Source organism: Thermophilibacter sp. (genome assembly GCF_966187215.1).
The window spans coordinates 1-6474 of record NZ_CBIFYV010000088.1; the positions used below are offsets into that span (position 1 = coordinate 1).

Below are 6474 nucleotides of genomic sequence, written 5' to 3' on the forward strand. Positions count from 1 at the left end.
CCGAGAGGATAGCCCCAATCTCGATGAGTTGCGGGGAGAGGGGGACGAAGATCTGGAGGTTCTGGTCCCCCGTCCGGAACCCGATTCCGCGCGCCCCGTCCCGACGAGGGGAGCGGAAGCATGGCAGGCTACTTCATGCCCACGAGGGTCCATATGGGCGCCGGCGTGGTGAGAGCGGCGGCAGCCAGTCTCGGCGAGACGGCGGGCAGGTGGCTCGTGGTGACGAGCCCCCACGCCGCCCGCGCCTGCGGCGCGCTCGATGACGCGTGCGCCGCCCTCGACGAGGCCGGGTGCAGCTACGAGCTGTTCGACGGGGTCACCGAGAACCCCACGATCGCGTGCGCCTACGAGGGGGCGGCCGCGGCACGAGAGGCGGGCGCCGAGGCGATCCTCGCCATCGGCGGCGGGTCGCCCATGGACGCGGGCAAGGCCATGGCGCTCATCGCGGCAAACCCCGAGCTCGCTCCCGAGCGCCTCTTCTCGGGCGACTACCCCGGCGGGTGCCTGCCCATCGTCTGCGTCCCCACCACCGCCGGGACGGGCAGCGAGGTCACGAAGGCCTCGATCCTCACGAACGACGCCGCCCAGACGAAGTCGTCCATCTCGACCCCGCTCATCTTTCCCGCGCTCGCGCTCGTGGACGCCTCCTACCTGACGTCCCTCTCGCACCCGACCATGGTGAACACCGTGGTGGACGCGCTCTCCCACGCGGTGGAGGGATACCTCTCCGCCGGGGCCGGGCCCGTGACCGACGCGCTCGCCCTCGACGCGATCGCGCGCATCGGGGCGCGGGCCAGGGGCCTCGCCGAGGGCGCGCTCGACGAAGGCGCCCGCGCGAGCCTCATGGCCGCCTCGACCGAGGCCGGCATGGTGATCGCAAACACCGGGACCACCGCCGTTCACGCCATGGGCTACTCGCTCACCTACTTCCGACACATCCCGCACGGCCGCGCCAACGGCCTGCTGCTGCCGGCATGGTTGTCGTGGCTCGCCGAGCGCGTCCCCGAGCGCGTGCGGACGGTGCTCGACACCCTGGGAGCGGACTCCCTCGCGACGCTCGCGACCTCGCTCGGGGAGCTCCTGGGCCCGCGCGAGACGTTTGACGCTGAGGAGCTGGCCGACTACGCGCGCCGCGCGGCGCGAGCGGGCAACATCGCCAACTGCCCGGTGCGACCCGAGGCGGCCGACCTCGAGCGCATCATGCGCGCGGCGCTTCTCGCCTGACGGCGACCTCGAATCGGAACATGCCTCGCGGGAACGTCGCGAGGTCGGACGAAGGGGACTCTCGTGGACCGCAAGGACGTCATCACCATCTCGGTCGTGTCGTTTCACCCCATGTGGGGCGAGAAGGAGCGCAACCTCAGCCGAATCCTGGGCTTTGCCGAGGCGGCCGCGCACAGGGGGAGCGACCTGGTCGTGTTCCCCGAGATGGCGCTCACGGGCTATGACGACGAGACCGAGGTGCCCATTACGGAGAAGATGCAGTACCGGCTCGCGGAGCGCGAGGACGGCCCCTCCGTGCGGGCGATCTCCGACCTCGCGCGCGAGCTCGGCATCTACGTCATGTGCGGCCTGCCGCTGCGCGACGGGCGCACGACGGACGCGGACGGCACGGAGCGCGACGTCATCTACAACGCGCTCGCGTGCGCCACGCCCGAGGGAGAGACGCTCGTGTACCGCAAGATTCACCTGGCGAACACCGAGCCGAGCTGGGGCACGCGGGGCAGCGAGCCGCTGATCGTGGACACGCCGTGGGGGCCGATCGGCGTCGGCATCTGCTATGACTCCTATCGCTTTCCCGAGCTCCCCCGCTACTACGCGGCAAAGGGCTGCCGGGTCTACGTGAACGCCACCGCGCTCGCCAAGGGATATGAGCTGAACAACAAGGCGCTCGAGACCATCGCGGTCCGAGAGGGAATCTACGTGGTGACGTCAAACCTCTGCGGGCTCGACCGCGACAACTGGTTCTACGGCGGCAGCTCGATCATTGGCCCGAGCCAGCACGTGCGCGACGCCAGGTCCCACTACTACGCCGGCATGCCGTTCCTGGCCGACGGCGCCGACGAGGAGGCCCTGTACACCGCCACGATCGACCTCGGCCTTGCCTCGCGCGTGCTGTTCTCCTACAACCCCGCCGTGGGCGGCAGCGACTGGCGGCCCCGGATATATCGGTCGATGCTCGACGACGTGCTGTCCGACAGCACGTGGGACTGAGACGGTCCGACCGGCCCATCCCTCCGTCCTCCCCCTTCTCTTGCGCGGCGGGCTCCCCAGGCGAGCGCCCGCCGCGCTTCCTGTCCGGCGACTCCGCTATCATGGTCACGTGAGCGAACACACGTTTGGACGGAGCCGGCCGGGACCCATGGAGCGCGCGTACCTCTGCATAGACCTCAAGAGCTTCTACGCCTCGGTCGAGTGCGTGGACCGCGGGCTCGACCCGTTTGAAACGCGCCTGGTGGTGGCCGACCCCACGCGCGGGCCCAAGACCATCTGCCTGGCCGTCTCGCCCGCGATGAAGGCGGCCGGCGTGCGCAACCGCTGCCGCGTCTTCGAGATCCCGGACGGCCTCGACTATGTGATGGCCCGGCCGCGCATGCGCCGCTACATGGAGGTCTCGGCGGACATCTACGCCCGCTACCTGCGGTACTTCTCGCCGGAGGACATCCACCCCTACTCGGTGGACGAGGTCTTCATCGACATCACGCCCTACCTGGCGCTCTACGGCCTCCCGCCGCGCGAGCTGGCCGCGCGCCTCGTGGCCCTGGTCCGGCGCGAGACGGGCATCTGCGCCACGGCCGGGATCGGGCCCAACCTCTTTCTGGCCAAGGTCGCGCTCGACGTGGGCGCCAAGCACGACCCCGCCAACATCGGCGAGCTGGACGAGGAGCGCTTCAAGTGCCTCATCTGGCCGCATCGCCCCATCACGGACATCTGGGGCATCGGGCCCGGCATCGCGCGGCGGCTGGCCGCGCTGGGCGCCACCTGCCTGGGCGAGGTCGCCCTGCTGCCCGAGCAGGTGCTCTATGACGAGTTCGGCATCAACGCCGAGCTGCTCATCGACCACGCCTGGGGCGTCGAGCCCTGCACGATGGCGCAGATCAAGGCATACCGCCCGCGCGCGCACTCCCTGGGCTCGGGCCAGGTGCTCCCGCGCGACTACGACTTCGGCGAGGCCCGCGTGGTACTGCGCGAGATGGTCGACGCGCTCGTGCTCGACCTCGTGGAGAAGGGCCTGGCGTGCGCGCACCTCGCGCTCCACGTGGGCTACGCGCGCGAGCGGGACGAGGCGGGCGCGGGGCCCGTTCGGACCTTCACCGGCGAGCACGGCACGCGCGTGATCGGCCGCCGCGCGCCGGCCGCCGACGCCTCGCGCGCGCTCGGGGCGGCCAGCGCCTCGCGCGCGGAGCTCACCCGGCAGGCGCTCGCCCTCTTCGACGAAATCGCCGACCCCAACCGGCCCGTCCGCCGCCTCAACGTGGCGTTCGGCGCGCTCGTCCCTGAGGAGCTGGCCGACCTCACGCTCTTCTCGGACGTCGGGGCCGAGACCGCCGAGCGCAGCCTCGCTGAGGCCACGATCGCCGTCAAGCGGCGCTTTGGCAGGAACGCGCTCGTGAGGGGCACGAGCTTCCGCCCCGGGGCCACCGCGCGCGAGCGCAACCAGCAGGTGGGAGGCCACCATGAGTGAGCGAGACGCGCGCGGCGCGGGCGTGCGGCGGCACGCGGACCGGGCGGCCCAGTTCATGCCGTTCGCGGCGCTGACCGGCTACTACGACCTCATCCGCGAGCGTGAGCGCGACGCCCTGCTCGGCCGCGTCGCCGGGGCCGGCGGGCCGCCGCCCCCGGTGGACGCCGACGAGCCCCGATCCTGCAGGGGCGGGGACGCCGACGCGGGCGCCTACTGACGGTAGTGAGCCAGGAAGTCGGCCAGGTCCTCCATGCACTCGCGCAGGACCTCCATGCGCGGCAGGTAGACAATCCGGAAGTGGTCGGGCTCCGGCCAGTTGAAGCCGCCGCCGCGCGTGACGAGGATGCGCTTCTCGTGCAGTAGGTCCAGGGCGAACTGCTCGTCATCGGTGATGTTGAACTTCTTCACGTCGATCCTGGGGAAGATGTAGAACGCCGCCTTGGGCTTGACCGCCGTGATCCCGTCCATGGCGTTGAGCGCCTCGTAGACGTAGTTGCGCTGCTCGTAGATGCGCCCGCCCGGCTCCACGTAGCGCTCCACGCTCTGGTAGCCGCCCAGCGCCGTCTGCACGATGGACTGCGCGGGCACGTTGGAGCACAGGCGCATGTTCGAGAGCATGTTGACACCGTAGATGAAGTCGCGCGCGCAGCGCTTGTTGCCCGAGAGCACCATCCAGCCCACGCGATAGCCGGCCACCATGTGCGACTTCGAGAGGCCCGAGAACGTGACGCAGAACAGATCGGGCGCGAGGCTCGCGATGGACACGTGCTTCTCGCCGTCCATGCAGAGGCGGTCATAGATCTCGTCCGAGAAGATCATGAGCTGGTGGCGGCGCGCGACCTCCACGATCTGCTCGAGGACCTCGCGCGGGTAGACCGCGCCGGTGGGGTTGTTGGGGTTGATGACGACGATGGCCTTGGTGCGGTCGGTGACCTTGGATTCCATGTCAGCGAGATCGGGGTACCAGTCCGACGCCTCGTCGCAGAGGTAGTGGACGGCCGTTCCGCCGGCGAGCGTGGCGCACGCGGTCCAGAGCGGGTAGTCCGGCGCGGGGATGAGGATCTCGTCGCCGTTGTCGAGCAGGGCCTGCATGCAGAGCTGGATGAGCTCCGAGACACCATTGCCCGTGTAGATGCCGTCCATGTCCACGTTGGGGATGTGCTTGAGCTGGGCGTACTGCATGATGGCCTTGCGCGCCGAGAAGAGCCCGCGCGAGTCAGAGTAGCCCTCGCACTCGGTGAGCTGGGAGCGCATGTCGTGGATGACCTCGTCGGGCGCGCGGAAGCCGAAGGGCGCGGGGTTGCCGATGTTGAGCTTGAGGATGCGCTCGCCCTCGGACTCCATGCGGGCCGCCTCGTCGACGACGGGGCCGCGGACGTCGTAGAGGACGTTCTCGAGCTTGGAGGACTTCTTAAACTCTCTCATGGGTGACTCCTGACGGGTGGCGGTGGAAGCGGGCTGGTGCGCGGTCTCAGGCCGCGCGGCGGCTCGCTCGGGCGCGCCCGCCCCCGTGGCCAGCCACGCGGCATCGACGCCGAGCGTCTTGGCAAGGAGCGCCATCACGTTGGCCCGAGGCGTGACCTTGCCGCTCACGTACTGGCTGACCTGGCTCTTTCCCAAACGGGCACCCTGGCGGTCGGCAGCATGGATGAGGTCGGCCTGCTTGAGGCCGCGCTCGGCCATCGCCTGGCGGAGACGGTCGGCGAAGGTCTCGCGCTCCACGGGTTCGCTCATGGGCGGCTCCTCCTTGTTCAGTGGGTCCCTAAATTGAACTTCTTGAAAGAGACGTCCTCTCAGAGTTCAATTTTGAACACTCTAGCACACCTGAATTGAACTTCAAGACCGGAGCCGCGGCCGGTCGCATTGGCGGCCGGCACGCTATCATCTGACGGAGGGACACGACGAGGGCAAGCGAGGGAGCCATGCCACGAGAGACCAAGCAGGCCAAGGTCGAGCGCGCCGTCGAGGTGTGCCGGCGCCTTGAGGAGAAGTACGGACCGGTTGAGTGCTTCCTGGACCACGAGAGCCCGTTCCGGCTCACGATCTCGGTGCTGCTCTCGGCGCAGACCACCGACGCGCAGGTCAACAAGGTCACGCCCGAGCTCTTTCGCCGCTGGCCCACGCCCGAGGCCATGGCGCAGGCCACGCCGGCCGAGGTGGCCGAGGTCATCCACAGCCTGGGCTTCTACAAGTCCAAGGCCGTCCACGCGGTCGAGTGCGCGCAGATGATCGTCTCGGAGTTCGGCGGCGAGGTGCCCCACACGATGGAGGAGCTGACGCGCCTGCCGGGCGTGGGGCGCAAGACGGCCAACATCGTGCTCAACGTGGGCTTTGGCATCGTGGAGGGCATCGCGGTGGACACACACGTCAACCGCATCGCGCACCGCCTGGGCCTCTCGCCCAAGACGCACGCGAAGGAGCCGCTCAAGACCGAGCAGGACCTGCTGCGCCTGCTGCCGCGCGAGCTGTGGGGCCCCGTGAACCACCAGTGGATCAAGCACGGGCGCGACACGTGCACCGCGCGCTCGCCCAAGTGCGACGCGTGCGTGCTCGCCGACATCTGCCCGAGCGCGGGGCGCTGCTAGGTCGGGCGGCGCCCGCCGCCCGACCGGGACCGGCCGCTAAATCAGCTTGCCCTTGCAGTGATCGACCATGTGCTGGATCATCTGCGCGGTCCAGCCGGTGTAGTCGCGCCGACGAGCCTTGAGCTGGCCGTTGACGAGATCGTCGAAGGAGCACTTGCTCTTAGCTAAGCGGGTTACTCACCTGGACTCCTCCCATGTGCGAGC

The 6474-nt window shown here is 69.5% G+C and carries 6 protein-coding genes and 1 pseudogene; 5 read left to right on the top strand and 2 right to left on the bottom strand.

Annotated features, from left to right (window positions below):
* The first annotated feature begins 120 nt into the window (after positions 1-120).
* The 4 genes from ACWTSU_RS07120 to ACWTSU_RS07135 all read left to right on the top strand — a co-directional run bounded on the left by ACWTSU_RS07120 (position 121) and on the right by ACWTSU_RS07135 (position 3902).
* Positions 121-1224, top strand: coding sequence for an iron-containing alcohol dehydrogenase (locus ACWTSU_RS07120; protein WP_455139174.1), 1104 nt, complete (start codon positions 121-123; stop codon positions 1222-1224).
* A gap of 63 nt (positions 1225-1287) precedes the next feature.
* Positions 1288-2214, top strand: coding sequence for a carbon-nitrogen hydrolase family protein (locus tag ACWTSU_RS07125; RefSeq protein ID WP_455139176.1), 927 nt, complete (start codon positions 1288-1290; stop codon positions 2212-2214).
* Positions 2215-2362: 148 nt separating this feature from the next.
* Positions 2363-3685: a Y-family DNA polymerase gene (locus ACWTSU_RS07130; protein ID WP_455139178.1), complete on the top strand. Its 1323-nt coding sequence runs from the start codon at positions 2363-2365 to the stop codon at positions 3683-3685.
* Complete coding sequence (locus ACWTSU_RS07135; RefSeq protein ID WP_455139180.1) at positions 3678-3902, top strand: hypothetical protein; 225 nt, start codon at positions 3678-3680, stop codon at positions 3900-3902. The genes ACWTSU_RS07130 and ACWTSU_RS07135 overlap by 8 nt, the downstream gene beginning before the upstream one ends.
* Here ACWTSU_RS07135 and ACWTSU_RS07140 read toward each other — a convergent pair.
* Positions 3896-5419 carry an aminotransferase class I/II-fold pyridoxal phosphate-dependent enzyme gene (locus tag ACWTSU_RS07140; RefSeq protein ID WP_455139182.1) on the bottom strand — a complete coding sequence of 508 codons (1524 nt, stop codon included), beginning with the start codon at positions 5417-5419 and terminating at the stop codon, positions 3896-3898. The two genes, ACWTSU_RS07135 and ACWTSU_RS07140, sit on opposite strands and share 7 nt — an antisense overlap.
* A gap of 188 nt (positions 5420-5607) precedes the next feature.
* On the opposite strand from ACWTSU_RS07140, the gene nth reads away from it, so the two are divergent.
* The gene (nth, locus tag ACWTSU_RS07145; protein WP_455136879.1) at positions 5608-6270 is read left to right on the top strand and encodes an endonuclease III; all 663 of its coding nucleotides are present in this window, start codon (positions 5608-5610) and stop codon (positions 6268-6270) included.
* Positions 6271-6306: 36 nt separating this feature from the next.
* Here nth and ACWTSU_RS07150 read toward each other — a convergent pair.
* Positions 6307-6435, bottom strand: a pseudogene (locus tag ACWTSU_RS07150) (peptide deformylase); the annotation flags it as partial.
* Positions 6436-6474: the final 39 nt, after the last annotated feature.